Source organism: Paeniglutamicibacter quisquiliarum (assembly GCF_019084045.1).
GTDB lineage: Bacteria > Actinomycetota > Actinomycetes > Actinomycetales > Micrococcaceae > Paeniglutamicibacter > Paeniglutamicibacter quisquiliarum.
In genome coordinates this window covers 1-26587 of record NZ_JAHRED010000011.1, presented here as the reverse complement: position 1 = coordinate 26587, position 26587 = coordinate 1, and the positions used below count along the sequence as shown (strand labels likewise).

The 26587-nt window shown below is 64.9% G+C and carries 30 protein-coding genes; 8 read left to right on the top strand and 22 right to left on the bottom strand.

The genetic code is table 11. From position 1 onward, the window contains the following. Position 1: 1 nt before the first annotated feature. The 3 genes from KRR55_RS17175 to dapA form a co-directional block, all read right to left on the bottom strand. Positions 2 to 457: a prevent-host-death protein gene (locus KRR55_RS17175; RefSeq protein ID WP_217390537.1), complete on the bottom strand. Its 456-nt coding sequence runs from the start codon at positions 455 to 457 to the stop codon at positions 2 to 4. A gap of 391 nt (positions 458 to 848) precedes the next feature. Beyond that, positions 849 to 2555, bottom strand: a complete 1707-nt coding sequence (locus KRR55_RS17170; RefSeq protein WP_217390536.1) for a ribonuclease J — start codon at positions 2553 to 2555, stop codon at positions 849 to 851. 15 nt (positions 2556 to 2570) lie between these two features. Beyond that, the gene (gene dapA, locus KRR55_RS17165; protein WP_217390535.1) at positions 2571 to 3488 is read right to left on the bottom strand and encodes a 4-hydroxy-tetrahydrodipicolinate synthase; all 918 of its coding nucleotides are present in this window, start codon (positions 3486 to 3488) and stop codon (positions 2571 to 2573) included. A 64-nt stretch (positions 3489 to 3552) separates the two neighbouring features. Between dapA and KRR55_RS17160 the strand changes: the two genes are divergently transcribed. Continuing rightward, the gene (locus KRR55_RS17160; protein WP_217390534.1) at positions 3553 to 4797 is read left to right on the top strand and encodes a heparan-alpha-glucosaminide N-acetyltransferase domain-containing protein; all 1245 of its coding nucleotides are present in this window, start codon (positions 3553 to 3555) and stop codon (positions 4795 to 4797) included. A 45-nt stretch (positions 4798 to 4842) separates the two neighbouring features. Here the strand turns inward: KRR55_RS17160 and KRR55_RS17155 are convergent, their stop codons facing one another. Next, positions 4843 to 5244, bottom strand: coding sequence for a DUF1304 family protein (locus tag KRR55_RS17155; protein WP_217390533.1), 402 nt, complete (start codon positions 5242 to 5244; stop codon positions 4843 to 4845). Further along, positions 5241 to 5705, bottom strand: coding sequence for a cupin domain-containing protein (locus tag KRR55_RS17150; RefSeq protein WP_217390532.1), 465 nt, complete (start codon positions 5703 to 5705; stop codon positions 5241 to 5243). Before KRR55_RS17150 ends, KRR55_RS17155 begins: the two co-directional genes overlap by 4 nt. Positions 5706 to 5791: 86 nt before the next feature. On the opposite strand from KRR55_RS17150, the gene KRR55_RS17145 reads away from it, so the two are divergent. Both KRR55_RS17145 and KRR55_RS17140 read left to right on the top strand, forming a co-directional pair. After that, a complete protein-coding gene (locus KRR55_RS17145) occupies positions 5792 to 6841 on the top strand; it encodes a helix-turn-helix transcriptional regulator (RefSeq protein ID WP_217390531.1) in 1050 nt (349 codons plus the stop codon). Between the two features lie 330 nt (positions 6842 to 7171). Further along, on the top strand, positions 7172 to 7558 hold the full coding sequence (locus tag KRR55_RS17140; protein ID WP_217390530.1) for a hypothetical protein: 387 nt from the start codon (positions 7172 to 7174) through the stop codon (positions 7556 to 7558). 163 nt (positions 7559 to 7721) lie between these two features. Here the strand turns inward: KRR55_RS17140 and KRR55_RS20430 are convergent, their stop codons facing one another. Together KRR55_RS20430 and KRR55_RS20425 are read right to left on the bottom strand one after the other, a co-directional pair. Further along, positions 7722 to 7964 carry a hypothetical protein gene (locus KRR55_RS20430; protein ID WP_336245155.1) on the bottom strand — a complete coding sequence of 81 codons (243 nt, stop codon included), beginning with the start codon at positions 7962 to 7964 and terminating at the stop codon, positions 7722 to 7724. 29 nt (positions 7965 to 7993) lie between these two features. Continuing rightward, positions 7994 to 8446, bottom strand: a complete 453-nt coding sequence (locus tag KRR55_RS20425) for a tyrosine-protein phosphatase (protein WP_254456348.1) — start codon at positions 8444 to 8446, stop codon at positions 7994 to 7996. A 118-nt stretch (positions 8447 to 8564) separates the two neighbouring features. Here KRR55_RS20425 and KRR55_RS17130 point away from each other — a divergent pair, with 118 nt between their 5' ends. Next, on the top strand, positions 8565 to 9137 hold the full coding sequence (locus tag KRR55_RS17130; protein ID WP_217390618.1) for a GNAT family N-acetyltransferase: 573 nt from the start codon (positions 8565 to 8567) through the stop codon (positions 9135 to 9137). Positions 9138 to 9293: 156 nt separating this feature from the next. Here the strand turns inward: KRR55_RS17130 and KRR55_RS17125 are convergent, their stop codons facing one another. The 6 genes from KRR55_RS17125 to KRR55_RS17105 form a co-directional block, all read right to left on the bottom strand. Next, positions 9294 to 9812, bottom strand: a complete 519-nt coding sequence (locus KRR55_RS17125; protein ID WP_217390529.1) for a hypothetical protein — start codon at positions 9810 to 9812, stop codon at positions 9294 to 9296. 112 nt (positions 9813 to 9924) lie between these two features. Further along, positions 9925 to 10425, bottom strand: a complete 501-nt coding sequence (locus KRR55_RS17120) for a GNAT family N-acetyltransferase (RefSeq protein ID WP_254456347.1) — start codon at positions 10423 to 10425, stop codon at positions 9925 to 9927. 58 nt (positions 10426 to 10483) lie between these two features. After that, the gene (locus KRR55_RS20550) at positions 10484 to 10618 is read right to left on the bottom strand and encodes a hypothetical protein (RefSeq protein ID WP_256449199.1); all 135 of its coding nucleotides are present in this window, start codon (positions 10616 to 10618) and stop codon (positions 10484 to 10486) included. Positions 10619 to 11133: 515 nt separating this feature from the next. After that, entirely contained in the window at positions 11134 to 11631 is a 498-nt protein-coding gene (locus KRR55_RS17115) for a Fic/DOC family protein (protein WP_217390528.1), read from the bottom strand. A 109-nt stretch (positions 11632 to 11740) separates the two neighbouring features. Further along, complete coding sequence (locus KRR55_RS17110) at positions 11741 to 11914, bottom strand: antitoxin VbhA family protein (protein WP_217390527.1); 174 nt, start codon at positions 11912 to 11914, stop codon at positions 11741 to 11743. Between the two features lie 414 nt (positions 11915 to 12328). Continuing rightward, positions 12329 to 14248: an ExeM/NucH family extracellular endonuclease gene (locus KRR55_RS17105; protein WP_217390526.1), complete on the bottom strand. Its 1920-nt coding sequence runs from the start codon at positions 14246 to 14248 to the stop codon at positions 12329 to 12331. Positions 14249 to 14817: 569 nt separating this feature from the next. On the opposite strand from KRR55_RS17105, the gene KRR55_RS17100 reads away from it, so the two are divergent. From KRR55_RS17100 to KRR55_RS17085, 4 genes are all read left to right on the top strand, one after another. Beyond that, complete coding sequence (locus KRR55_RS17100) at positions 14818 to 15660, top strand: GIY-YIG nuclease family protein (protein ID WP_217390525.1); 843 nt, start codon at positions 14818 to 14820, stop codon at positions 15658 to 15660. A 150-nt stretch (positions 15661 to 15810) separates the two neighbouring features. After that, complete coding sequence (locus KRR55_RS17095; RefSeq protein WP_217390524.1) at positions 15811 to 16563, top strand: GIY-YIG nuclease family protein; 753 nt, start codon at positions 15811 to 15813, stop codon at positions 16561 to 16563. A gap of 83 nt (positions 16564 to 16646) precedes the next feature. Beyond that, positions 16647 to 16892, top strand: a complete 246-nt coding sequence (locus KRR55_RS17090) for a hypothetical protein (RefSeq protein WP_217390523.1) — start codon at positions 16647 to 16649, stop codon at positions 16890 to 16892. A gap of 317 nt (positions 16893 to 17209) precedes the next feature. Then, positions 17210 to 17497, top strand: a complete 288-nt coding sequence (locus KRR55_RS17085) for a hypothetical protein (RefSeq protein ID WP_217390522.1) — start codon at positions 17210 to 17212, stop codon at positions 17495 to 17497. Between the two features lie 132 nt (positions 17498 to 17629). Here KRR55_RS17085 and KRR55_RS17080 read toward each other — a convergent pair whose 3' ends face one another. From KRR55_RS17080 to KRR55_RS17040, 9 genes are all read right to left on the bottom strand, one after another. Next, positions 17630 to 18730 carry a hypothetical protein gene (locus tag KRR55_RS17080; protein WP_217390521.1) on the bottom strand — a complete coding sequence of 367 codons (1101 nt, stop codon included), beginning with the start codon at positions 18728 to 18730 and terminating at the stop codon, positions 17630 to 17632. 634 nt (positions 18731 to 19364) lie between these two features. Next, positions 19365 to 19811 carry a hypothetical protein gene (locus tag KRR55_RS17075; protein WP_217390520.1) on the bottom strand — a complete coding sequence of 149 codons (447 nt, stop codon included), beginning with the start codon at positions 19809 to 19811 and terminating at the stop codon, positions 19365 to 19367. Between the two features lie 6 nt (positions 19812 to 19817). Then, complete coding sequence (gene dapB / locus KRR55_RS17070) at positions 19818 to 20576, bottom strand: 4-hydroxy-tetrahydrodipicolinate reductase (RefSeq protein WP_217390519.1); 759 nt, start codon at positions 20574 to 20576, stop codon at positions 19818 to 19820. Between the two features lie 398 nt (positions 20577 to 20974). Continuing rightward, the gene (locus tag KRR55_RS17065) at positions 20975 to 22318 is read right to left on the bottom strand and encodes an aminotransferase class V-fold PLP-dependent enzyme (protein WP_217390518.1); all 1344 of its coding nucleotides are present in this window, start codon (positions 22316 to 22318) and stop codon (positions 20975 to 20977) included. A gap of 176 nt (positions 22319 to 22494) precedes the next feature. Further along, positions 22495 to 22737, bottom strand: a complete 243-nt coding sequence (locus KRR55_RS17060) for a DUF6953 family protein (protein ID WP_217390517.1) — start codon at positions 22735 to 22737, stop codon at positions 22495 to 22497. 63 nt (positions 22738 to 22800) lie between these two features. After that, positions 22801 to 23247, bottom strand: a complete 447-nt coding sequence (locus KRR55_RS17055) for a molybdenum cofactor biosynthesis protein MoaE (RefSeq protein ID WP_217390516.1) — start codon at positions 23245 to 23247, stop codon at positions 22801 to 22803. Next, a complete protein-coding gene (locus KRR55_RS17050) occupies positions 23237 to 23737 on the bottom strand; it encodes a MogA/MoaB family molybdenum cofactor biosynthesis protein (RefSeq protein ID WP_217390515.1) in 501 nt (166 codons plus the stop codon). Before KRR55_RS17050 ends, KRR55_RS17055 begins: the two co-directional genes overlap by 11 nt. Beyond that, positions 23734 to 24288, bottom strand: coding sequence for a cyclic pyranopterin monophosphate synthase MoaC (gene moaC, locus KRR55_RS17045; protein ID WP_217390514.1), 555 nt, complete (start codon positions 24286 to 24288; stop codon positions 23734 to 23736). The genes KRR55_RS17050 and moaC overlap by 4 nt, the downstream gene beginning before the upstream one ends. After that, positions 24285 to 25541: a molybdopterin molybdotransferase MoeA gene (locus KRR55_RS17040; RefSeq protein WP_254456346.1), complete on the bottom strand. Its 1257-nt coding sequence runs from the start codon at positions 25539 to 25541 to the stop codon at positions 24285 to 24287. The genes moaC and KRR55_RS17040 overlap by 4 nt, the downstream gene beginning before the upstream one ends. Positions 25542 to 26587: the final 1046 nt, after the last annotated feature.

The window sequence follows — 26587 nt, the reverse complement described above, 5'->3', positions numbered from 1 at the left end:
GCTATGGACGCTCGACTTTTTCGGCCGCGTCAAGCCACTCCACCGGAGCCTTGCCAAGGCCGGCAGCGATGGCAGTGGCGGTTTCACGCCAGGAGGTGAGCTCTGCAATGGCCAGATGGGGCTGGTTTGTGGCAAATGATGCACGAGCAGCCGTCAAGATATCGTGGACGCAGGCTTCCTGATCGACGGGGCCCAGGGCGAGCATCCACGGGTAGCGGTCGACCATGCGGCCGACAAGCGTTCCTTCCGTGTCCGTGGATACAGCAACGAGCTGGGCGGCGAGTTCCAGTAGTGCGGTACGCGCCCGATCCGCGCTCCCGGACATAAGCACCAGGGACTCACCGTCACGACGTGTGACCTCGACAGGATGATCTGCTGCGGCCGCGAAGACATCGGCGGACCCGCGGCTCAGCTCCGATGACTGAAACGTGGTGCGGGATAGTTCTCTTGTGCTCATGCGCCCACTCTAACTCAGAACATGTTCTGAATTCAATGGCTAGTCTAGTCACGAGCCCTACTAAACCGTGGCGATTTTCGGCACTATTTCGCCACGAAGGGCCACCCGCGGACCTGCCCACGGCCCCGTCACAGTTTGTTCGGACAACGAAGCAATGATCTGTAAACAACTTTCCCAGTTCGGTCCGGGCCCTTTCCATCAGCCAATTAACGGCTTTGTTGCCGCACCCGAAACGGTGCGGTTCTGGACACCCATGCGCGGCCTCGTTGGTGTCTGCGGGACGGGAATGGGCCTCGAAAAGGACGGACAACCCGAGAAATCTCCCACAGAGCCCACAAACAAAGAATCCCGCACCGTCTTCACGACGATGCGGGACACTTCATTTGGGTGCTTAGGCCTCGAGCACGACCGGGACGATCATGGGCTTGCGGCGCAGCTTGCGCGACACCCACGAGCCGATGACGCGGCGGACGATCTGCTGCAGCTGCTGCGTGGTGTGCGTCGGGTTGTTGCGCACCGCATCCTCGAGGGCCTCGGCGATCTTGGGCTTGATCTCGTCAAACACATTGTCGTCCTCGGCCACGCCGCGGGCGTGGATCTCGGGTCCGGAGATCAGCTTGCCGGTCTGGCGGTTGATCACCGAGATGATCGAGATGAAGCCCTCCTCGGCGAGGGTGACGCGGTCCTTGAGGTCCTCGTCGGTGATGGTGCCGACCTTGGAACCGTCAACGTAGACGAACCCGCAGTCGACCTGGCCCACGAGCTTGGCCACGCCGTCCTTGAGGTCCACGACCGAGCCGTCCTCGGTGAGCAGCACGTTCTCCGCCGGCACGCCCGACTGGGCGGCCAGGCGGGCGTTGGCGATCAGGTGCCGGGTCTCGCCGTGCACCGGCATCACGTTCAGCGGCTGGACGATGTTGTAGCAGTAGAGCAGCTCGCCGGCCGAGGCGTGGCCGGAGACGTGGATCTTGGCCATGCCCTTGTGGATCACGTCCGCGCCCAGGCGCATCAGTCCGTTGATCACCCGGAACACCGAGTTCTCGTTGCCCGGGATCAGCGAGGAGGCCAGGATGACGGTGTCGCCCGGGCCGACCTGGATCCGGTGGTCGCCGGTGGCCATGCGCGAGAGCGCGGCCATCGGCTCGCCCTGCGAACCGGTGGACATCAGCACGACCTTGTTGTCGGGCAGCTTGTCCACGTTCTTCATGTCCACCAGGATCCCGGCGGGGATGTGCAGGTAGCCAAGCTTCTCGGCGATGGTCATGTTGCGCACCATGGAGCGGCCAATGAAGGCGACCTTGCGTCCGTGGACGGCGGCGGCGTCGATGACCTGCTGCACGCGGTGCATGTGCGAGGAGAACGAGGCGACGATGATGCGCTTGCGCGCCCGGCCGAAGAGTGACTCGAGCACCGGGCCGATTTCCTTTTCCGCGGTGGTGAAGCCGGGGACGTCCGCGTTGGTGGAGTCGGTCATGAACAAATCCACGCCCTCGTCGGCCAGGCGGGCAAAGTGGCGCAGGTCGGTGATGCGGCCATCGAGCGGCAGCTGGTCCATCTTGAAGTCGCCGGTGTGCAGCACGGAGCCGCCATCGGTGCGGATGAACACGGCCAGGGCGTCCGGGATCGAGTGGTTGACGGCAACGAACTCGGTCTCGAACGGGCCGAAGGTCTCCACGTCGCCCTCGGCAACCTGGCGCAGCACCGGCTTGATGCGGTGTTCCTCCAGCTTGGCCGAGATCAATGCGAGGGTCAGCCGCGAGCCGATCAGCGGGATGTCGTTGCGCAGGCGCAGCAGGTACGGCACGGCACCGATGTGGTCCTCGTGGCCGTGGGTGAGCACGACGCCCACGACGTCGTCGAGGCGGTCCTTGATGTAGCTGAAATCGGGCAGGATGACGTCCACGCCCGGCTGGTGCTCCTCGGGGAAGAGCAGACCGCAGTCGACGATCAGCAGCTTACCGTCGATTTCGAAGACGGCCATGTTCCGCCCGATCTCGCCCAGGCCACCGAGCGGCACGATGCGCAAGGTGCCCGGCTTGAGCTTGGGCGGAAGGTTGTGGAGCACCGTATCGGTGGCCACGGTGGAGGAATCGGTCATGAATGAATTACCTTTCTAGATCTCCCATCCGCCCTCGCGCAAATCGGTGCGGATGGTTTCGAGTTCCGTTTCCGACGGTGCCACAAGCGGCAGCCGGACCACGGTGTTCGGCAGGACTCCCTGCCAGTTAAGAATGTGTTTTGCCGCAACGGCGCCCTGGACGTGGCCCATCACGGCGCGCTGGATCGGATCCAGCTCGAAGTGCGCGGCACGGGCGGTCGCCAGGTCCCCGGCGAGCATCGCATCGACCAGGATGCGGTACTTGGCGGCTGCAACGTGGGCGGTGACCGAGACGACGCCGACGGCGCCCGCGGCCATCAGCGGCAAGGTCAGTCCGTCGTCGCCCGAGTAGACGTCGAGGTCGGTGTTGGCCAGCACGGTGGTGGTGGACTGGTAGTCCGCCTTCGCGTCCTTCAGCGCCACGACCAGCGGGTTCTTCGCCAGCTCGATGATGGTTTCGGGGGCCATGGCAATGCCGGCGCGTCCCGGGATGTCATAGAGCATCACCGGCAGCTGCGTCGCCGCGACGATGGCCTCGACGTGGGCAATGACGCCGGCCTGCGAAGGCTTGTTGTAGTACGGGGCTGTCACCAGGATGCCGTGGACCCCGGCCTCCTTGGCCGCCAGCGAGAGCGTGATGGAGTGCGCGGTGTCGTTGGTGGTGGAACCGGCCAGGACCTTGGCGCGGTGCCCCACGGCCTTGACGACCGTGGCGAACATGGCGATGTTTTCCTCGTCGCGCAGCGTCGAGGTTTCCCCGGTGGTGCCGGTGACGACCAGGCCGTCGCAGCCCTCGTCGACCAGCTTGACGGCCAGCTTGGCGGCCGCATCGAAGTCGACCTCCCCGTTGTCCTTGAAAGGGGTCACCATGGCGGTGAGCACCGTTCCGAAGGTGTAGTTCTTGCCCGGGGTATGCAACGCAGATTCAGCCATGGTTCCAAGGTTACACTTTGCACGCACGAAGCCTTGATTCGGCACATGCGTTTAGGCTGTAAACATGACGCAATTCTCCTCCCGCGCCACGTCCCGCCGTGCCCCGGGTTCCGGCGGCACCGGGAGCCGCACCCGCATTGCCGGGGTCGACGCGGCCCGCGGGCTGGCGCTGCTGGGGATGGTTGCGGTGCACATCATGCCGCTGCGCATGCTCGACGCCGACGGGTCCCCCGCCGCCACGTGGGCCGCGGTCTTCTTCTCCGGCCGGGCCTCCGCGCTCTTCGTGGTGCTGGCGGGGGTGGGACTCGCGCTGCTTTCCGGCGGCTCGGGAAGCGTCGGCGCGCCCAGGCTTGCGGGCATCCGCCGCGCGGTGGCGGTGCGGGCGCTGCTGGTCTTCGCGATCGGCCTGGGGCTGGGCATGCTCGACACCAACGTGGCGGTCATCCTGGTCCACTACGCGGTGTTGTTCTTGTGCGCGATCCCGTTCCTGGGGATGCGCGCCCGCACGCTGGGCTTCTGGGCGGCCGGCTGGCTGGCCCTGGCCCCCTTCGCCCTGCACCTGGCCCGCCCCTGGGCCGCCGGGCTGCTCGAGCCGCACCGGCTCGGTGCCTCCCCGCTGCCCGAGGACCTGTTCACCCCCGCGGTGTTCCTGGCCGACCTGCTGCTGACCGGCTACTACCCGCTGCTGGCCTGGTTCGGCTTCATCCTTGCCGGCCTCTGCGTGGGCCGCCTGGCGCTCGAGCGGCCCCCGGTGGCCCTGGCCGTCGGCACGGCGGGCGCCGCACTCGCGGTGGGGGCCAAGGCCCTCTCGGCCTGGCTGCTGGACCAGCCCGGCGCGCTCGCCTCCCTGGCCAAGGCCGCGGGCCTGGGCCGGGAGGAACTGGCGGTGGCGCTGGTGACCGGCCAGCGGCTGGGCAACGCGTCCGACAGCCCCTGGTTCCTGGCGGTCTCCGCGCCGCATGCGGGCACCCCGCTGGACATGCTGCATGTGGTCGGCTGCGCGCTGGCGGTGCTGGGGGCGGCGCAATTGCTGTGCATGGCCCTGTCCGCACTGCTTGGCCAGGTGGGCGAGATGCTGCTCTGGCCGCTGACAGGCGCCGGCGCCGCAACGCTCACGCTCTATGCGACGCACCTGGCGGCCCTGGACCTTTTCAGCGACGTCTCCGCCCCGCTGCCGCGCACCGGGTTGTTCATCGCCTACGCGGTGAGCTGCCTGTTGGCCGGGCTCCTCTTCAAGTTCCTGGGGCGGCGCGGGCCGCTGGAGGCGCTGGTGCATGGCGTTTCGACCACGTTGTCGCGCAGCAAGTAGGCCGGTGGAAGACCGGCGCGGCTCCCTCGGGTGGCCTGGCCGGGGCTACAACGCCATCACCACCAGCGCCGCCAGCGGCAGCGCGCCCTCCCCAACCACGCCGCCGACACCGCTGCCGCGTGGCCTGCCCATGGCCCTGCGGTCCGCCACCAGCAGGACAAGGGCGCCAAGTGCCATGAAGAGGCAGATATACACCACCAGTATCCGGCCCGCGCTTTCCTCCCCCGCGGCCCACAACCACACGCCTCCCACCATGCCAAGGGCAAGAAAGAGGTTGTAGAACCCAACGCAAAACGCCCACAGCCCCACCGCCGGAACATCTGCAGACTCGACGAGGAAGATCCGCCGGTGGACGCCGGGGCGGTGGAAAAGCAGGCTTTCCCAGGCAAACACCACGATGTGCACCAGTGCCGCAAGCAGTGCCAAGACCCAGACGACGGCGGTCATGGTCTCGCTTCCATTCCCTCAACCGTGACATCGTGGCGACCGAGCACCGTTGCCAGCAATTCAAAGGTTTCAGGCTCCGACAGTCCCGCGGTCACGGTTTGGTCCAAGTCCAGGTGGAAGCGGCCCATGCCGGTACCCATGCTGATCACCAGAAACCGGGCCGAGCTGCTCATCACCGTGAAGGTATGCCGCGCTGCCGGCGGAATGGATATCGAGTCGCCGGGCCCCATCTCGGTGGAGCTGTCCCCGACCTGTACCAGCATGCGTCCAGCGAGCAGGTAGTACGCCTTGCCCCACCCCGTCCGGTGGAGGGGTGTCGCGGGACCACGTGGGGCATCTACTTCAAAAAGCTCGTATTCGTTGCCCGTGTGGCCCGCATCGATCTTCACGACCAAGGTGGCATCCGGCGCCCGCAACTCGCGCCCGAGGCCCGCCGCCACGAACTGCATTTCCTGTTTCATGGTTAGACGGTAGGTCCGCACCGGCTCGCTGTCGATCCCATGAATCTGGGGTTTTTTCGGCACTCGTCCGGTGGGATCATGGTGGTATGTGGGAGGGACGTGCCCAATATGCCGGCCGTGAGATCGCGGCCCTCGCCGCAACCGGCATGGGCGTAGGTGAACTGCACGCCGCGGTGATCGAACTGGTCGGTGCGGTCGTCGATGTCGAGCTGACCTGTTGGGCATCCATGGACCCCGAATCCCTGGTCATCAGCGGCATAACCAGCGGACAGAACCGGATTCCGGTTGCCTTCGAACCGCTGCTGGCCGAGGCCGAATACTCAAACAGCGAACCCCACCGGTTCGCGGCCATGGCCCTGCGCGGGGAAACCCTGTCCAGGTCCTCGGACCTTCCGGAATTGGAACGCAGCCGCAGCATCCGGTTCTCAGCGGTGTGGCGCCCTCTGGGCCTGGACCGCGAGCTGCGGGTGGTGTTTCAACGCCACGGGGCCTGTTGGGGGGCGGCCGGGTTGGTGCGTACGGGAAAGGACTTCACGGATCGGGAGGTTGAGTTCCTGTTGGCCGTGGCCCCGGCGATCACGACGGCAACCAGGCTGTGCATACGCTCGGAACTGCAGGCCGGGCCCCCGCCGTCCGGACCCGCAATAGCGGTACTGGATCGGGACGGCACACTTTGCTCACTGACCCCCGGGGCCCGAAGCTGGCAGGAACGCATCGACGCGACCGCCCCGGGCCGCTTCCTGACCATGATGCACGTGGTGGCCATCGGCGCGAGTGGTTCCGCAAGTGGCGAGTTCCGGGCCAAGGTGCGCGATGCCACCGGTAGGTGGGCGATGCTGGAGGCCTCCCCGCTGCTGGGCACCCGGGAAGATTCCGTTGCCGTGGGCATCAAGGAGATCGGCGCGGAGGACCTTGCCGGCCTGATGCCTGCCGCCTATGGCCTGACAATGCGTGAACGGGAAATCTGCACCGAGGTCCTCTCGGGCCTCACAACCACGGAAATCGCGCAGCGGCTATTCATTTCCCCGAACACCGTCCAGGACCACCTGAAGTCCATCTTCGCCAAGGTTTCGGTGCACAGCCGCGGCCAGCTCGCCGCAAGGATGCGCCCCGGCCTTGCACCGGCCGTGCCATAGCTCTCCCGCCGCTCGATCCGCTTCCCATACGCTTCGGAACGGAATCCACCGCGATTCGCCTCGTGTCTGGGCGTGCTTCCACCCCGGCAGGTCATTTCGCCCCGCAGGCAATGAGCGTGTCTTGAAGGCATGGGCGGTCGGCCCCGCTGCCCTGTTCCCGTTCGTGGGCCGGCGCGTTCCGCTGGAGCCCCGGATGCCTTCTGCCTTACGGATACGCTGGCGTGCCGCGTTGGGGTTGTCCATCCACGGCGGACCTCTTCGCCGGGGCAGCAGCAAGCCGCTGTGGGATCATAAGGGTTTGCTGTACTTCAAGATCGGGATGATGGTGCGATGATCGACGACCCCCGCCGGGTGCCCGGTGATCCGCTGAGCCCCCATGAACGTGCCCTGCTGGAGCGCCTGTGCTCGGGCACATGGCGCGGCACCAGCGAGGCGCGCCAGCAGCTGGCCCACGCCCGCTGGGGCGGACTTGAATTCGATGATTGCGAATGCTTCCTGGTCGAGGTGCCCGAGGACCTGGATCTTCCAAGAATTCCCCAGCGCTCGGGCGGGCCGTTTGCCACCGTGGACGTCCTCGACGGCAACACAGCCCTGGGCCACCTCAACCTCTGGGCGGTGGACGGACGACTGCATTCGGTGGACTACATGACGTTCGACGGCCCGGACGAGAAGCTCCCCGCCGTGGAATTACTCGGCGACGAACCCTTCAAAGGCTGAACAGGGGCACGGCCGGGGCTTGGCGATCGAACCAGGCGTTGCGATTCCCGGCTTCCGCCCGTTGCCGGGATTCCTCTGGCCCAGCACTTGCCGTGATTAGCAGAGCTTCCCGACGCCGGTTCGCAGCACCATCGCCCCGGTCGTTGGCATCGAAAGCGAGCCGCTACGGGTCCACCAGCAGCGAGCGCAAGGATTCCCGCGTCGCCGGCCCCACCCTCAGCACATCGAGGATCTCGCGGGTTCCCCCGGCAACTTCCCTAACCATCGGGAGCTTGTCCCCCAACCAGGAGTCCACCGTGTTCGTCGTCCATTCGGCCTGCTGGTCGATGGTGGGTGAATGGTTCGCGACACCGGCCATGGCACGGACCGATGCGGCGTAGTCCGCGGCGACGAAAGCCGGGTCCACGCCAGCATTGCCCAAAAGCAGTGCGCAGATCATCCCGGTGCGGTCCCGCCCGGCTGCAGTGGACCAGCACGCCCGGGGTGGATGCGGCAATGGCTTCGAGCGCCGCCCGCACCAGGTGCGGCTGCAGGCGCCAGTTGTGGCTCCAGTATTCGGGGGGAATCCAAAATCGGGAAACACGTCTGACGGAACGCGGGGTCTTCGTGGTCCTCGGTCGGTGTGTGACGGATCGTGAACCCGGCGAGCGCCTCGGCCGGAACCACCGGGTCCGTGGTTTGGGCTCCGGTCTCATAGGCACAGCGCAGGTCCACGATGGTGGACGGCCCCCAGTGCCGGGCCGCGTTCCAGCCCGCGGTGTCGAGTCGCTCCCGGCGCGGCCCCCGTGCCAGCCGGCCCGGGATTGTCGCGCCGCCACCGGCAAGCGATGTCGGCAATCCGCCCAGGTCCCTGGCATTGGTGTACCCGCCCCACGCAAGTTCGGTCATCCAGCCACCCTACGACGTCCAGCGTTCGCGATCCGGAACCACGGGCGCGTCCCTGCGTGCCGCCGCGAGGCTCGGTGCGGGCCTTGCCGATCCCCCGGCCTGGTGGCACCGTGGTGGGATGGTGACCTCGGTGCGTGCCGCAACGGATTTCAACGACGTTAGGACGATGCTGGGCCCGAAGCGGAATCCGGATGCGCGGGCGTGCTGGTGTCTGGGCCACCGTCTGGGCGGCTCGGCGAGCGCGGACAGGTTGCGCCGGGGGGCCGATATCGTGCGGGAACTGTGCGCCCAGGATCCTCCGCCCGGGGTCCTCGCCTACGAAGGCGTCGACGTGGTGGGCTGGGCGGGCGTGCACCCGCGGGCCGACACGGCGCTGGCGCGCAGCCGCACGATCCCACACGTCGATGATCTCGAGGTCTGGTCGGTGTGGTGCATCCGGGTGCGGGCAGGTCACCGCGGCCAGGGCATTTCCCACGCGCTGCTTGCCGGGGCGGTGGAATTCGCCCGGGGATACGGCGCCCCGGCGATCGAGGGATACCCTTTGGACAACCAAGGCGGCCAGGCGGATCGCACCTCCGCGTACGTCGGCACCCGTGCCCTTTTCGAACGGGCGGGATTCACGAAGGCAGCAGACACCGGCTCGGTCATTGGCGGCTACCCGCGCGTGTTGATGCGGCTTGACCTGCGCTGAGGAGGCAGCGGCGCCCTCGCCTTCCAGCAGGTCGGAGTCCCCCACGATATCGCCCGGACCGCTGCGGTGTGGTGTGTCGTCTTCCGCGGCGTGAAGTCATGATGAAGCCGAGTCCTGCGGTTCGGGCGCCGGTGGCCTGCGCGGCCGGGACGGGCGTCACCCTGGCAGCGACGTGGCGCCGCGGACGGTGAGCGGGCTTTGGACCGACAGGGAAATCCGGCGATCGTCGTCGTCTGCGGCGGTCCACGCGATCTGCACGATCCACTCGCCGTCCGGATCGGCGAGGCGATAGACCGTGATGTACGGCATCGTTCCGCCTTGGTCGACCGTCGGCTCCGCCGTCCAGCGCCGGTCCAGGAGGTACGTGCCGGCCGCGCGTGCCGCCTCGGCGGGCGTCGCGTCGGTGGCCACCTCGACGGTCGAGCAGGTCGTCCAGAAGGCGGTGTCGAGCTCCCTGCGGCCCAGCGCATTCTGCTCGCCGATCTGCGGCTCGGAGGTCATGCGGGCATCGAATTCGCCGTTTCCGGGAACGTGCGCGAGCATCCCCGCGTGGATCTCCTCGGCGCGGTCCGCGTACTCGTCTAGCCGGCTCTCCACCGCCGGTGTCGAACACCCCGCGAGTGCCACAGCCACCATGATGATCACGCCGAACCAGGCCCCACGCAACGTCCGCATGCCACCAAGGTAGCATTCGGAGGATCCCCTGACCCCGAAACTGGTTGCATGGAACGCACACTGCGTCAGTCCGGGCGGCCGGAACCGCGTTGAGGAGGCAGCGGCTGCCGACTCAGAGTCGGATGAGCAGGGTGCCCTCGTCGAAATACGGTCCGGCGGGAACGAACCCGAGACGTTCGTAGAGCAGCCGCGCGGGGTTGCCCGCCTCGACGCTGAGGCTGATCGCGGGCAGGGCCAGGGATCGCGCCTGCCCGAGGATGGCGGTGATCAGCCGGCTCCCCAGTCCGCGGCCGCGCTGTCCCTCGGCAACCCAGACGCAGAGTTCGGGGATCGACTCGTCGACAAAGCCGTAACCGGGCGCGGCGGCCGAGAAGTAGCGCAGCCACACGACGCCGACGGGTGTCCCGCCCGCGTCTTCCGCGACGAGGCCGAAGTCGTGGGGCCCGGGCCACCACGTGAAGTAGCGGGCGAAGGTGGGCATCTGCAGGATCTGGTCGAAGGTGAAGCGCGGTCCCGGCCAGTTCGCGTTGCCCACCGTGGCACGCGCCAGCAGATCCTGCTCGTCGTTCCCCAGTGGTCGAATGATGGACGTCTCCCCCGCGTTCATCGTCATGTTTGCAACCCTACCGAGTCGGGGCCGCCCCATCCACGATGTGTCGCACCGCGACGGCCTATTGCCCGGAGATGAGCGTGACGGTCTGCAACAGGCCCGGAACCAGCACCAGGCCCAACAGGCCCGAGGCGATGGCCCAGCCGAGTGATCCCGTAGAGGTGTGGAAAGCATTGCCCGTCGCCGCCGTCCTCAATACGGATCTCTGTTCCTGCGGCGGCAATCACTGCGCGTCCGGCTCCAACACCACCAGCTCTCCGGCAAGATCAGGGAAGCTGTAGGCGGCGACCGCCGGAAGCTGCCCCGGGAACGAGCAGTTGATGAAGCCGACCTCGGCCAGCGTTGCGCCCGGGTCGAATGTCGAAAGACGCCCGCGGCTTGGGCCTGTTCCCAGAATTGCAGTTCTGCAAGGTGCAAGATCTTCGTCATGGCCCCAGCTCAGACAGCTGGACTCGCCAGCGGTTCCTGCAAACCGCCTGAAGGGCCATCAATCATGCCTTGGGGCTATCTACTTACTGTTGGCCAGAGCGAAGGTGTTGGCCATGCGCATCGACCGTGGGGCGCGATTACCATGAAGCCAATCGCGGAACCCGAGGCAGCGATTGGATAAAGCGCCAATGCAAGTGGATGGGTTCCACCTTGTTCTTGATTACCAGATGTCTCGAGTTCCAATTCGACAAAGCCGCTAAGACGGCCACGGACAACAACTGACTAACCTGCCACGGGACTTACACAAGCCCTAAACATCACGATCAACGGATCAAGATCCAGGTTTTCGCGAGCGAGCCTGCTGGTCTCGTTGAGTTGATCTCCGTATACCGCCCCCCAATTGATGAACCAGCCTGCAGAATCCGCCACTCGGTTCAAGAATTCACGCTGCGTTCGACCGTTGCCTTCACGAAACGGGTGAATGTAATTGACGCTGTTGTAGTAATACGAAAGCTTGTTCACGAACGCTCCGTGGTCAAGCCCCTTGAGGTGCTCGTCATCACTGAGTTGCTGGGCGACACTTGCTGCGGCACGCTCAATGAGGAATACGGGACAGAACGGTTCATTGTCGGCGCGGGCCAAGTCAGTGATCCGGATCGTCCCAGCCCAAGAGAAGATATCGCCGAAAATATGGCGGTGTATCCCTTGCATCTCCCGAAGATCCCGCGTCGCTGCAATGGAGACACTGCCGTTTAGCAGCTGCACCACGCGGGCAGCCACGAGATCAGCTTCGACAGCTGCAAGTTGTTGACGCGTAGTTGCGCCGACGAGGTTCCTGAGTATCCCGGTTGCTGGGTCCAGGTAGGGGTCGGGCGCCGAACTATCGAAGTCAGTCGAGCCCAAACCGAGCACGTGCTTTGCGTACCAGTTCTTCAGATGTCACTTTTCCGGCGACATAATCTTCGGAATCTGCGCGGAATTCGTCACTGACTTCAAGGCCTTCAAGGCTCATGCTGTGGGTCGCAGCTTCAACCCAGGCAGATCGCTGGTCAGCAATGGTCATGTCGTTTCCTTTCCGCACCGCACTGGCGCAACGTCAACAAAACTTACCACCGATCCTTAGACAGGAGATGCAGACGGGAGCACCAATCGGGCTAACGATTCAATTCTAAGCCGGGTAGGTCGATCGGCCGCCGCTTGCCCCATGACCCACAACGCGAGGAAATACTGTGCGCTAGAGCCGTGAGACGGGCTCCTTGACAGAGACGAAATGGACAGCCGAGTCGAACGCCGCGGCTAGGTCGAACACGAAGAGCAGAAGGATGACGCCGGCGCAGCTCTCGGTTTCCAGTTATGCCTGGAGTCCCAACTCTGGACCGCGGCCATCAGCCAGCAAGACAAAAAGAGCCGGGCGTCGTCATGAGCGCAGAAAATCCGGTGGATCTTTTCGATCCACCGGATTCCCTGCGAGCGCCTATTACTTATTCAGCTGCAGCCCCACAAGCACCGGGTCGTGGTCCGAGGAGCGGAACTGGTCCGGGGAGAACAGCTGCGCCACGTTGTAGTTGTAGCGGCTGTACTCGTAGGCCACCGACTCGGTGGCGTTGATGTTCCAAATGGTTTGGCCGGTGACCTGTGGCGCGACCTCGCTTGAGGCAAGGATGTGGTCAAGGGAGCCGGTGCGGCCCGCGAAGAGGTAGCTGCGGGTGTCTGCCGCTGCACCAAGATCCACGTATCCGGCCTCGGCCAGGACCTGGATCGGTTCCTCGGCGGAGTAGGCGTTGAAGTCCCCTGCCAGCAGCACCTTGTTGGTGTTGCGTTCCTTCTTCAGTCCCTCGGCGAAGGCCACCAGGGCCTCGGCCTGCTCGACGCGTGCGGCGTTCCAGGCCCCTGCACCGTCGCCCTTGTCGGCGTTCTCCGAGCCGTCCTTCGGGTCCGAGCCCTTGGACTTGAAGTGGTTGGCCAGAACCAGGAAGCGGCTCTTGGAATTTCCGCCGACACTCTGGAAGGCCTGGGCCAGCGGATCGCGCGCATTGTCGAAGGCCGCATCGTCCAGGATCACCGACTCGTCAATGGGCTTCACCGCGTCGTTCTTGTAGATCATCGCCGTGCGGATGACGTCCTCGTCTGCCGGGACCGCCACGGGGCTGGGCACGAACTTCCACTGCTGCGTGCCGGCTGCCCGGTTCAGCGCCTCCACCAGGGTGCCGAGCGCGAGGTCGCGATCGAGCCCGAAGCGGGCGGAGTTCTCGATTTCCTCCAGCACCACGACGTCGGCGTCGAACTTGTTCAGCGCCGAGACGATCTTGGCCTGCTGGCGCTGCAGGTTTTCCTCGTTGGCGGCGCCGCGGGCGTCGCAGCCGCCGCGCACCGTGACCGGCCGGCCGGCACGGTCGGTGTAGTAGGTGCAGCCGGAGAGCTGGGTTCCGGTGGTGGTGAAGTAGTTCAGCACGTTGAAGCTGCCGACGCTGACGTTTCCGCCGACCTCGGCCGGCGCCTCGGTGCTGGCTTGGGCGAAGGACGCCGGGATGTCGGCGTCCTCGGCCCCGGTGACCTGCCCCTGGGGCTGCAGGCGCCACAGGTCGTAGCGGTAGTCCATGATGACCGGCCCGGTGAAGGTGGCCTGTGCGCCGACGCTGACGCGGTGGCCCGCCGAAAGGTAGGGCAGCGGGACCGACTTGTTGTTGTTCGATCCGAGGAAGTTCAGCGTGGCGCCGTCATCGAGCACCAGGGAGCGGCGCTGGTTCTCGGCCTCCAGGGCCTGGGCCCCGGAGCTGCCCGGGGCGAAGGCGTCGGTGGCCTGGCGCAGGGTGCGCTCGCCGGGAAGGATCTCGCTGGTGCCCTCGGCGAGGGTCATTTCGCCGAACTGGTTCAGCGAATAGTTGTCGGCGACAGTCCATTCGCCCTGCGGATCGACGAGCATGGATTCGAAGCGCTCGCGTTCGGCGTCCGAGGAGGGGATGTCGATGGTCAGCGGCTTGACGGCGTCGGCCGGCTCGGTGAGCACCTCGATGCCGGAGGCCGAGGCGCTGAGCTGGGTCAGCCCGAAGTATTCCCCGACCGTCCCGGAGACCTCGACATGGTCGCCCACGGCAACCTTGGTTACCCCGCTTGGCGAGTAGACGAAGATCCCCGAGCTGCCCTCGGCGGAAACCTCGCTTCCGCTTCCCGCACTCTGGACGTAGAAGCCGCGGATGCCGCCCTCGGCGTAGGCGCCGGTGACCACCGCGCGAACGGTGACCTGCTCCCCGAGCATCCCGCTCGCGGCACCCGTGCCCTGGATCGTTTCGATGGACGTCGTTTCGTCGACCGCAGCCGTGGCCGGGGCGATTGCCCCCACGGCCATTGCGGCTGCCAAGGTCACGGTGGCGAAAGCCGCCGTTGCGCTTTTCTTCATGATTTCCCTCGGTCGTCTGTCTCTCCGTGACGCGGTGGCGCACGGGGTCTGGCCCGATCAGATTCGATCACCGGGAAATGAATTCGGCATGAATGGCACTTGAACCGCGCCGACGCCCTTCACCGGGTGGCCATTGAACCATCCAAGACGATGTGCGGCACCGCGTCCAGAGATGCGGCTCCCGAAGCCAAAGGAAACGTATAGATTCAGCAATGTTGCCATGCCATTGCGAGAGAGGATTACTAAGCGCAGAATTGAGCAGGACATCACCAGTAATCAAGTGGCATTTAGTCCATTCAACTTGAGCGAGAGCACAAGACGCACTGGAGGGTCGCCGTGCAGCCATGACACAACTCGGTCATTCCTCCGCCGAGGTCTCCAGTCGCGCGTACGTCCAACCGCACTGGCGTCGCGCCGAACCATACGCACTTCCTCAAAAGCTGCGCAACTCAGAAAGGAGATGCTGAGGTGATCCTAGACAGGGTCGCAGATCCTTGCACCAGCTTCGTAGAAGTCCTGCTGCTTCCGCTCGACGTCTAAAGTCGGTGGCTTCTGCTAATGTCCGTCTCATGACTGCATTCGAGCCTTCGTTACCCATTGCCACGATACTCGACGCACTGTCGGGGGAACGTTGGCCCGTTGATCAAGCGAAGGCGCATGTGCGGCCCGTGCCCGGTCTGTATGCCATCTACGGCGACTCAAAGGCATGGGTCGATCTTGGCTTCGTTCCGCGGCCAGGCACTGCGCTGTATGTTGGCAAGAGTGAGTCGAGCCTCGCAGATCGGGAACTCAACACCCACTTCGCAGCTGGCCGTACCGGGAAAGCTCAAACGGGCAGTTCAACGGTGCGGAGGTCTTTCGCTGCGCTGCTGCGTGCGACCTTGGACCTGCATGCTGTTCCACGAAACATGGACAAACCCGGCTACTTCTCTCACTATGGCCTGACGCCGTCTGGCGATGCGCGGCTCACGGCCTGGATGCACAAACATCTGACCCTCGCGGTGTGGGAACAAACCGCCCAGCTGACGCATCCGCTGATCGAAATTGAAACTGCTGTCATTCGCCACTGGATACCGCCAATCAATATCGACAAGAACCCACAGCCACTTCAACGCCTGAGCCGGGAACGCAGCGCAATGGCTCGGCAGGCAGCCAGCAACGTAGCCGCGGAAGTGACTACTCCTTCGGCGCCAGACGAGGGGCGCTCGTTGAGCGAACCGATTTCCACCCGCTCGCAGGCGCCAAGAACTGACGGTCTCACTCCAGTCGAGCTGGCACATGAGCTGGGGAAAAGCCCCAAAACGGTTCGGCGGGTGCTACGTGACAGGTATGGAACATTGCCACGTCAGGGTGATCGTTGGGGCGCGCTCCCATCCGAATATGAGAACTATGTTCGCGATCGTTTGAGTTAAACCGAAAGTCAGTAATCCCTTCTCACAGCCGGCCCGCGAGATATCCTGGCACCACCTTCCTGGCGCCCGAGTGTGGTGTCCCCGAAGCTGCCGCGGCGCTGGTTACCCTGAAAGCTACAGGGTTCCCGCGTGAAGTCAGGGGGGTGTGGCATGAATTCGTTCGATCCACCGATGGATATCACCGTGGACCATTTCGGTGAGCCATTAAGGCCAGGTAAGTACGGGCATCGACTCGTGCGGGAACGCTACGCCATCATCAAGAAACTCTCTTCGTTCTACCCCGACCGCAGCTTATACACTGATGAGTATTGGGATGCTGTGAGTTGGCGGTACGACGACGAGAACCACCGCATTCTCAGCGACAAATACTGCGAGCTGCTCCGGAAAGCAGCAGTCGAAAACTTCGACCTCAACATGGCCTTCTTCAAGCAGCTGGACCCTGCCGAGTTCGAGCAGGCCCTGGACGCGATGCTCGCCAAGCACAAGAAGCTGCGTCCGGTCACCGACTTGCGTACCCTCGACGGCGTGCAGGGCGTCTATGTGATGGTCCTCGACGAGCACCGCCAGGCCTACGTCGGCCAAGCCCGTGATGTGCGCAAGCGAATCAGGGGCCACTGGTCCGGGACCAAATCCTTCGATCGCCTCATCTTCGGTTCGCCACAAGAGTCTGTGCTCTCCATCGATTCGTTCCGAGGCTTGGACACGACCCGCATCTACGCGATGCCGACAGCTCGCAGCTACGAGTTCGAAACCAAGATCGTGGATGCGTTCCCGCCGGACTTCCTGCTCAACCGCATGGGCGGCGGCGAAGTCACCGGACTCCGCGGCGTGTTCCTCGCAGCCGAGGCGAAACGCCGGAATCTCCTGCCTTCCGATGTGGACGAACTACCAGCCGATTCATGAACTCTGGATGCAGGCCCCCGTGGTGCCAGCATCCGACCCAGACCAGCCACAAGCACCTTCCCCACTCTGAGAAGGAACTATTAATGGCAATCATTTCGCGCTCAGTCACTTGGACGATGCACACCGACATCGACTCGGCCCTCGCCTGGATTCAAAAAGCTGTCGGCCAGACCGACTTCGCCGTTACCCATGCGGATGCCGGAGCCATCAACATCGAGGTCCCTCGTGCGATGCTGAAAAACCGGTGGGGCGCTAAGATCAACGGCGTTGTCACCCGCCGCTCCCCAGGGCACCGACGTGCTGTGGACAGTGGAAGGGTTGGGCGATAAGCACTATGAGCACCTGTTGACGATCGCAGAGCAGCTGCCCGAGGGACTGCTCTTCGACCACGGCATCCCCAAGGCTGCCTCCCAGCTCGCCAACCGAATCTTCGGCCGCAAAGAAATCGACCATCTAGGAAACCTGCTGGTCTGCGGAGAGCTCGTGCATGCCATGGGTGTCGGGCAGTGCGCCGGCAAGACAGGTGCCGCCGCTATAACCGACGAGCGACTGCTGTTCGTGGCGGTCACATTGTATCTTTGTGGGTGTATGCGCCATATTGCTTGGTGGGTTATTTGTCGGCGTACTAGCGTCTCTCTTGCTCGGCTTGGATCCAGACAGCACGAGCGACGACAACTTGGGCGGCCTTCTGCTGATTCTGGGGGCGTTCGCTATGTTGAGCATCGGCGGTGCAGCAGCTTCTGGTGCCAACACCCGCGTCTCCAAGATCATGATGCTCGCTGCAAGCTTCTTCACGTTCCTCGCGTATATCGTTTTCCTTTCGACAGGCTATGCGTCTGAAGGGACGGGAAGCTTGCTGATCGGTATCACAGCAGTCATCTCATTATGCACAGTCGTATCCTTGTCCCAGGGCCGAACCGAATCCGCCAACTGACTCGTCAACCGCAGGTCAATTCGGTCGCCAAACCACATGGCCAACCACCGGAGGCAGCAGCCCCTGATACTGCAGACGGCCATCGTGTGGAGATGAGACGTTATCCTTGCGGATGCTTGCGTACGTCCCTGGCTAGGTGGTTCGGCCGCGTTTTGGGGTCGGACCACCTTTCGTTTTAGCCCCTTTCTGGGCACCGGAGATGTGGACAGGCTTCCTCAAGACCCGAACAACAGACCGCGGCGGTCGCTTCGACTTGCCGAACACTTCAGCCGGGAGCGGGGACCAATCGAAGGGGTAATTCAACGAGGGCACCGGTGTTGCCATCGCGCCGGCGATCACCCACAGCGACCGGATGATGCTGATCCCCACTCCGACGATGGCCAGGTTGGTTGCCGGGTCGGAATTGTCGGTCCTCAAACGGATGCCGGGCTCGAGGCCTCTGACCTTGATGAGCTCCATGTAAGAGATTGAGGGGCCGTTGATGATTGGTGTCGCGGACTCCCACTCCGCTGGGGTCAACGATTCCCGTGGCGCAACCCCGGTGAGCAGCGAATACTCGATGTCTGCCCGCGGGGCCACGGCTGCACCGTGTTTGAGCTGGTTGTTTCCCTGGGCGCCGCCGAAATGGTCGTCGGAATAGAACCGCGCGAAGTGCTGCAACCACTCGGCCAAGAATCGGTGGTGGCGGTCCATCTCGCCCGGATCGGCCGGCTTCTCCGCTGCCCTGAGCTGTGGAGGGAATATCGTGCTCTTCACAGTTTCCAGGACGTCTTCGCGCAGAAGTTCCTTGATCGGCTTCCGTAGGTGGTCTGATGCTCTCATGTTCAGTAGTGCGTGCATGGGGCTGGAACCAACCTTTTGGCTTTTCGCGGCCACGTACAGTCGCAGAGCGGTCTCGATGACGTGCTGCATCAGGGCATACGACTCGATCGACGCCATCGTCGTGGCATTCAGCGTGTTCCCGGGAGGGTTCTCGAGATCGATATCCTTGTCGATCAGGGATGCGTACTGGCTGAACAAGCTCCCGGGGTCGTCGTCATGCCATTCGCGCACGTCCTGCTTAGCGGTATCCGCGGTCTTGATGATCTCCCAGAGCCGACGCTCAAAATACTCGGCAGGGCTGACCCGAAAGTAGTGATCGCTCAGTTCCTTCTCTAGAGCCGCGGCGTCGTCCTCGTCGACCGGCATCAATGGAAGCGCGGTGCAAATGTCGTAGGGATGGTTCAGTTCCATAATGCCAACATATCGCCTCCGTCCCTCGGCATGGCCGAGCCCTCTCCTCCCGGTATCTGAAAGAGGGGCTCGAAGCCGGGTGCGCGCGGAAATACACGCGCCGGAAAGCAGTCAAAGTACGAACCGTACTATGCGTTCAGCGCCACGCCTTGGACTCTCCCGCGCGGCTATTACGAGTATATTTGTGGCTCATTCGCCGAGCAGTTCCAAACAAGTTGTCATTTTTCCAAGATGGTTGACCTAATTCCAGTCAACAATAAAACCTTGGCCGAAAATCAAAGTGAGCCACTTATGGAACCTTTGCTCCTGCTCTTGGGCAAGGCAGCACCTCATGTGCTCATAGAAAGAGCCGCTACATCCCTTTGTTCATATGGATATAGTGGTTTTCTAAGTGGAGTCTCCTACCGAATTCGAGCCGGTGACCTCCAGTTTACGAAATATCAATTCCGCGAACGGCGGGCCCCCGTCCAAACCTAGTGCGGCAACGCAAGGCTACAGCAGGTCCCCTGCGCACCGCAGCTTTCCTTCCTTTGCCGGTCTGGGCTCACTACATTGGGCCCAACAATGAAAATGCCCCCTCGAGCGGTTCTTCGCGGAACCGCTCCAGGGGGCATCGATCGTGCCTCGGGCCTGCCTACTTGCTGTCGGCCAGGTAGAAGCCGATGGCCGTGCGCATCGATTCGCGGGCGCGGCGCCGATCCCCTGCGGCGTCGTAGGCCAGGGCCAGGCGGTGCCAGGACTTCCAGGAGACGGGGTTGGCCTCGGCCTCTTCCTTGTACTGGACGAAGTCCTCGTCGGCGGCGGCCTTGACAATGCGCCCGGAGGGCGTGCGCGGCAGCGTGTCCTCGGGCAGCAGGCCCTCGGCGGCAAGGATCGAGGCCATCTTCTGGGTGCGGGCTCCGAAGAGCACCTCGCGGACCAGGATCCAGACCCCGACCAGCGGGACCACCAGGGCGGCGACGCCGATGACCTTGGCGATGGGTTCGTCCGCGGTAATGAAGCGGACCGCCGAGCCGAACGCGGCGACCAGGTAGAACACGAAGAGCAGCAGGATGGCGCCGACCCAGATCTTGGTTTTCATGTGTGTCTAGCGTCCCAACTCGAGGTAGCCGTCAAGGCCGTAGACCAGTCCCGGGCGCGAGGCGACGGTGCGCAGGCCCAGCAGCACCCCGGGCATGAAGGAGGCGCGGTCGTAGGAGTCGTGGCGCAGCGTGAGCTGCTCGCCTTCCCCGCCGAGCAGGACCTCCTGGTGGGCGACCAGTCCGCGCAGGCGCACCGAGTGCACGTGGATCCCGTCGACCACCGCGCCGCGGGCGCCGTCCAGCTGGGTTTCGGTGGCGTCCGGGCCCGGGGCCACGCCTGCGGCGGCGCGCTCGGCGGCAATGAGTTCGGCGGTGCGCACCGCGGTGCCCGAGGGGGCATCTACCTTGTTGGGGTGGTGAAGCTCGATGATTTCCACCGATTCGAAGTAGCGCGCGGCGGTGGCGGCGAAGGCGCTGGCCAGCACGGATCCCAGGGCGAAGTTCGGGGCGATGAGCACGCCGGTGCCGGGGTGTTCGGCCAGCAGCGCCGTCAGGGATTCGCGCTTGGCGTCGTCCCAGCCTGTGGTTCCGACCACCGCGTGGATGCCGTGTTCGACGGCGAAGCGCACGTTTTCCTCGGTGCTTGCCGGGACGGACAGGTCAACCACGTGCGTGGCCCCCGCCTCCAGGATTTTTTCCAGGGAATCCCCGCGGCCCAGCGCGGCAACCAGTTCCATGTCCGTGGCGGAGTCGACGGCCTTGACGGCCTCGGCCCCCATTCGTCCCGATGCGCCAATCACGGCGACTTTCAGTGGTGCACTCATGGCTTCCAGCTTATCTGGAAATCATTTGGGTCCCCGCCTCGATGACAGTTGCCGGCCCCTTCAGCGTCGTGGGATGCCTTACTTTCACGATCATGGCTGGATGCGCATCGCCCGTGGCAGCCCGGCTCCAGGGATCACTTCGGTCCGGCCCTCGGCCGAGCCGAGGGCCGGACCGGCGGCGGCAACGTGCGGGCACCCGCACGTTGCCGCCAGGTACTCGAATCATGATCTTGCCTTGACGCCATTCACCTGGCGTCCAACAAAACGGTGAATCCCTACCGCGAGAATCCGTGCTTGTTCCTCTCACGTTGTGGCATGGACCCACTGACTCGCTGGCGGGATGGACCACGCGCCAATCGCGGCTGTCGCAGCCGGCGCCCCCCACGCCAGCTGCCCACTCAGAACTTCGCGGCGGCGGCACGAAGGGCGCGGGCAAAGAGGTCTGCGTCCTCCATCGTGTTGTACAGAGCGGGTGTCACGCGGACGACTTCGCCGCGTTCCACACCGCCGCGGCGGACGGTGAAGACGCCCCATTCATCGCTCAGGTACTTGGTGATGGCCGTGGATTGGGCGGAAGTGGTGTTGCCTTGGATCCGGAACGACGTCAGGGCCCCGTACATGCCCGGATCCTCGGGCGTGAGGATCTGCAGGTTGGGCACGTCGAGGACCTGGTGCACCCAGCGGTCTCGGAGCAGGCGCAGGCGGGCCTGCTTGTTGGCGGCGCCCACGGCACGGTGGAAGTCCAGCGCGGCGGGCACGGCCAGGAGATTCGCCGAATTGGCCGTGCCGGTGTGGATCCGCGAGCGGACGTCGTTGACGCCGTAGTCCTCGTCCGCGAAATGCCTGTCGATGTCGGCGAGCCGATCCTTGCGAATGTAGAGGAAGCCTACGCCCAACGGGGCACCGATCCACTTATGCAGGTTGAAGCCGATGAACGGGCTCTTCAGGTCGGCGACGTTGAAGTCCAGCTGGCCCCAGGAGTGGGCGGCATCGACCACGGTGTCGACGCCGCGCGCGGCTGCCATCTCGGAGATTTCGGCGATCGGCGGGACCAGCCCGGTGCGGTGCGAGACGTGGGTCAGCAGCAAGAGCTTGATCTTGGGGTTGTCCGCGAGCAGCCGCTCGTAGTAGTCCAAGACGGACTGGCGGGTGGCCGGTTCGGGGATGGCCGTGCGGATGACCTCGACGCCGCGACGCTCGCGCAGCCAGTTCATCGCGTATTGCATCGAGTCGTAGTCCAGGTCCGCGTAGGCCACGGCATCGCCCGGGGCGAGTTTGTTGTACCCGCCGATGAGGGCCTGCAGCGCCTCGGTGGCACCCCGGGTCACGGCGATCTCATCGACCGAGCAGCCAAGCTCGGCGGCGATCCGCTCCCGCACGGCCGAAACTTCTTTCCCGAAATCGCGGCGCATGAACCAGGAGTTTTCCTCCTGGATGCGCGCGGTCGCCTTCGCGTAGGCGGTCCGCACGTTGGTCGGGTTCGCACCGAAGTAGCCGTTTTCGAAGTTGACCGTCGCATCGGTCATCTCGAAGTGCTTGGCCACCTGCGTCCAGTACTTCTCATCCCCGGCGATCTTGTCCGCTGAACCGTTCGGGGCGGTCGGAAGCTTGCCGCCCGCCGGGATGGCAGCGGCGGAGGAGGCTGCGGCGGAGGAGGCTGCGGGCCTGGCCACCAGTCCGGCCAGGGCGATGGCTCCTACCCCGGCCGAGCCGGTGAGCATTCGTCTGCGATCAAAATCCATGGGGGGCTCTCCTCGAGTGTGCGACACCGCCCCGCGGCGGGCGGCACCCCATCCTCTCCCCCGCCGGTGGCCCCCATCTGGCCTGCAGGTTTACGCGAGCCAAACAAATGGCCAACGACAAAGGGGGTTACCGGAACCTACGGATTCCGGTAACCCCCTTTGTCGTGTCTGTGATGCTAGCGGGCGTCGACGACGTTCCAGCTGCGGTCCTCGCGGTTCCAGGCCACCGAGGCGTCGCGCAGCTTGCGCAGGGACTTCAGGACGTCGCGGTTGATGGCCGGGTGCCCGTTTTCGTTCGTGTAGACCCACTCATCGCCGAAGGCCTCCGCGATGCGGGGCACCAGGGCTTCCTGGTGGACGGTCTTTTCTTTGTGGATCGCGTCAAGGATCCACTGGGCAATTTCTGGTGCATTGGTCATCTACTCAGGGTACCGGCGCGCAGGACGCACCACACAACGCGCGCCGGTTGGGACGCCTCGGGCTCAGGCGCTGCCCACCCATTCGACCTCGCCGTCGGCGAAGAACTGTTCCTTCCACACCGGCACGTGGGCCTTGACGGTTTCCACCAGGTCGCGGCAGGCGTCAAAGGCCGCCCCGCGGTGGGCCGCGGCGGCGGCGGCCACCAGGGCAGCGTCCCCGATGCGCAGCTCCCCCACCCGGTGTGCCGCCCAGAGGCGGGTCCCGGGGTGGCGGGAGGCGACCTCGGCAACCAGCTCCACCATCCGATCCGGGGCGCTGGGGTGGGCGCTGTAGTTCAGCCGCAGCACCTCGCGCCCGCCGTCGTGGTTGCGCACGATGCCGCCGAAGGTGACCACGGCGCCGGTGTGCTCGGACTCCACCGCGTCCCAGGCGGTGCCGGCGTCGATCGGGGTGTCGCTGATCCCGGCAAAGACGGCTTCGCCGGGGGCGCCGGGTGCGTTAGTGGACATGGCCGCCCTCCAGCTGCTCGCAGATGTGGGTCAGCAGCGGGGTGAGCACCGTGAGCCCGTCCATGACCCCGGAGGGGGAACCGGGCAGGTTCACGATGAACGTCTCCCCGGAGATGCCCGCATATCCGCGGCTCAGCGCGGCCATCGGGGTCTTGGCGCGGCCCTCGGCGCGCAGCGCCTCCATGATGCCCGGGACCATCCGGTTCAGCAGCGGTTCGGTTTCCTCCGGGGTCATGTCGTCCGGGCTCAGCCCGGTGCCGCCGGAGGTGATGATGACCCGCGGCTTGGACAGCAGCAGGCCCTGCAGCGCCGCGCCGACGGAGGGCCCGTCCGGCACGATGATGGCGGGGATGACGTCGAAGTTGTGTTCCTGGAGCCAGTCGGCAATGACCGGGGCGCTGGCATCCTCGTAGATACCCAATGCGGCACGGGTGGAAGAGATCAGGATGGCGGCCTTGCGGGGCTCGCCGAGGGGTTCGCAGGCACTCATGCGCGCAATTCTCCTTCGGGGTTGGGAAGTTGTCGTGGGGTGATGTCCCAGAAGCCGGACTTGCCGCCGGACTTGGCCAGCACGCGCATGTCGGTGATGCTTGCATGCTTGTCGACGGCCTTGATCATGTCATACAGGGCCAGGGCAGCGGTGGACACTGCGGTCAGCGCCTCCATCTCGACCCCGGTCACGCCGCGGGTCTTCACCGTCGCGACGATCCGCACGGAGTCCTCGGCGTCCAGCCCGAAGTCGATCACGACCTTGGAGATCGGCAGCGGGTGGCACAGCGGGATCAGTTCGGAGGTCTTCTTGGCCCCCATGATCCCGGCGATGCGGGCCACGGCGAGCGCGTCCCCCTTGGGCATCCCGGAGCCGGCGATCAGCTCCATGACCTCCGCGGTGGTGTGGACGAAGGCCTCGGCGGTGGCTTCCCGGCTGGTCTCGGCCTTGGCGCTGACGTCGACCATGTGGGCGCTGCCGTCGGCGCGCACGTGCGAGAGCGCCGCACCCGCAGGTTCGGCAGGTGGTTCGGGGGTGGTTTCACGGGTCATGAGCCGTCTCCAATGATCAGGATCTCCACGCGGCTTCCCGCGGGCAGGGTGGTGGTGTGCTCATCGACGAGGATGAAGGCGTTGCTGGCCGCCAGGGCGGCCAAAAGGTGTGAGGAGGCCCCGCCGACGGGGGTGACGGTGCCGTTAGCGTAGCTTCCGCGGCGCACCTGAAGCTTGCCGGGCACCGAGTCCAGGTCGGCGGCGAGCGTGGCGGTGGCCCGGGCGCGTTCGGGCAGTCCCAGGGCGGCGGCCAGCACCGGGCGCAGGAACATCTCGAAGCTGACGTAGGCGCTGACCGGGTTGCCGGGCAGCGCGATGAAGGGCACCGGGTCGCAGCCGGACAGGGACAGGATCCCGGAGCCCTGGGGGCCGCCGGGTTGTATGGCCACAGAGCCGAACTCCACGCCGTGCCCGGCGAGCACGGCCTTGACCACGTCAAAGGCGCCCTTGGAGATGCCCCCGCTGCTGAGCACCAGGTGGTAGTCCCGGTCGCTGGCCTTCAGCGCCGCCCGCAGGGAGGAGGTGAACTGTTCGGGCGAGTCATCCAGCACCCCAGCGGTCGTGACCTCGCAGCCGGCGGCGGCCAGGGCGGTGTGCAGCAGCGTGGTGTTGGCGTCGTGGATCTGCCCCGGGCCCAGGGTTCCGCCCGGTGCCACCAGTTCGTCCCCGGTGGACAGCAGCAGCACGCGCGGGCGGGCGGTCACGTTCAGCTCGGCCAGCCCCAGCCCCGCGGCAACGCCGAGCGCCGTGGGGCCCAGCCTCGTCCCGGCGCCCAAGACCACCGTGCCCTCGGCGATGTCGCTGCCGCGGGCTCGGACGTAATTGCCCTCGGAGCTGGAGTCGGGCAGCACCACAGTGCTTCCCTCCGCGAGTTCCGCGCTTGTGGGAAAACTGTCGGGGGCTGCCGCCTCGATGGGGATGACGGTGTTGGCACCCTGCGGCATCGGGGCACCGGTCATGATCGGTGCCGCAGTCCCCCGCGCCAGGGCCGTGGCGCCCTGGCCCGCGGCGATGGGCGCGACCACGCGCAGCGGGCCGGTGCCCAGGTCCGAGGCATTGACGGCGTACCCGTCCATCTGGGAGTTGTCCCAGGGCGGCAGGGCCCGCGGGGCCACCAGATCGGAGGCCAGGTTGCGGCCCAGCGCATCGTCCAGAGGCACCGGCTCGCTGCCCGGGGATCGCAGGGCGGTACCGAGCAACGCCTCGATGGCGACTTGGTGCGCGGCGACGCTGCGACGGAATGGTGGTCTCATGCCTTCCATCCTAGGTCGCAACCGGCAAGGGCGGATTCCCGAGGCCTGGGAATGCCAAGCTCCGACGGGTAGCGGGACCATGGGCACCGCGGCAAACTGCCACGCTCTTTATTTCCAGGCTTGCTCGGCTGTTCCACCCACGCGAGGAACCGAGCTTCCGTTCAAGCAGGAAAGCGACATTTTCCCTTGCCCGCGGCCTTCGGACATTTCCACACGAATTCGTTTGGCAGCGTCCCTTTGATGTTGCGTTCGGGGGTAGCTGGGACCCGATTGCGGTCATTGGGGATCCACCGTCCTGCGTAGCCGCGCCGTTTTGCGGGACACCGCACCGACCACTGCCCGGGGCATTCGGCATGTGCTGCGGCATTTACGCTCGTGGACAATTTTATACAATCGACTGCCGATGGAAGGCGAACCTCCACGGCAGTCGCAAGGGCCGATCACGAGCGAGCAAGGGCACCGCAGGCAAGAAACCCAAGTGCGCCGTCTTCGACCTCGCATTGCGCCGGCTGATTGCCTCGAAGCAGAACGGCGCGAGGATTGACGGCGTGCCGGGCATGATGCATCCGTTCGTCAATCTACAAGATGCATACTAACCACATGAGCCAACCAAATGAACCGCTCCCCACACTCCTCGATCAAGTCTCCGGACAAACAAATGTGACATACGGTGATTTAGCTTTGATAGGTGCAGCACTTTTGACAACTGTGACGACGGTGGCCCAGCTGGGCTGGGCTTCGCCTGGAAGTAGCCTTGATTACAGTTCTAGAGTGTCGGACTCTCACAACATGATCGTGCGTGACTTCATCGCGTGGACATCCCACCGAAAGTCCCTTGCGGACGGATGCGAAGAACGCCTCCGCGCCTTCGTGGACGAGAGCGGTTGGACCAGACACGTAATAAGTCAAATGGGCAAAAATTTAGAATTCGGGAACTAAAATTAATAGCTCTAGAACCGATCTCAGCAATTATTTATGCAGCGACTACCCGTGGCGCCCATATTGTCGCCACAGGTTAACGTCATGAATCCAAGCAGCCAAGACCT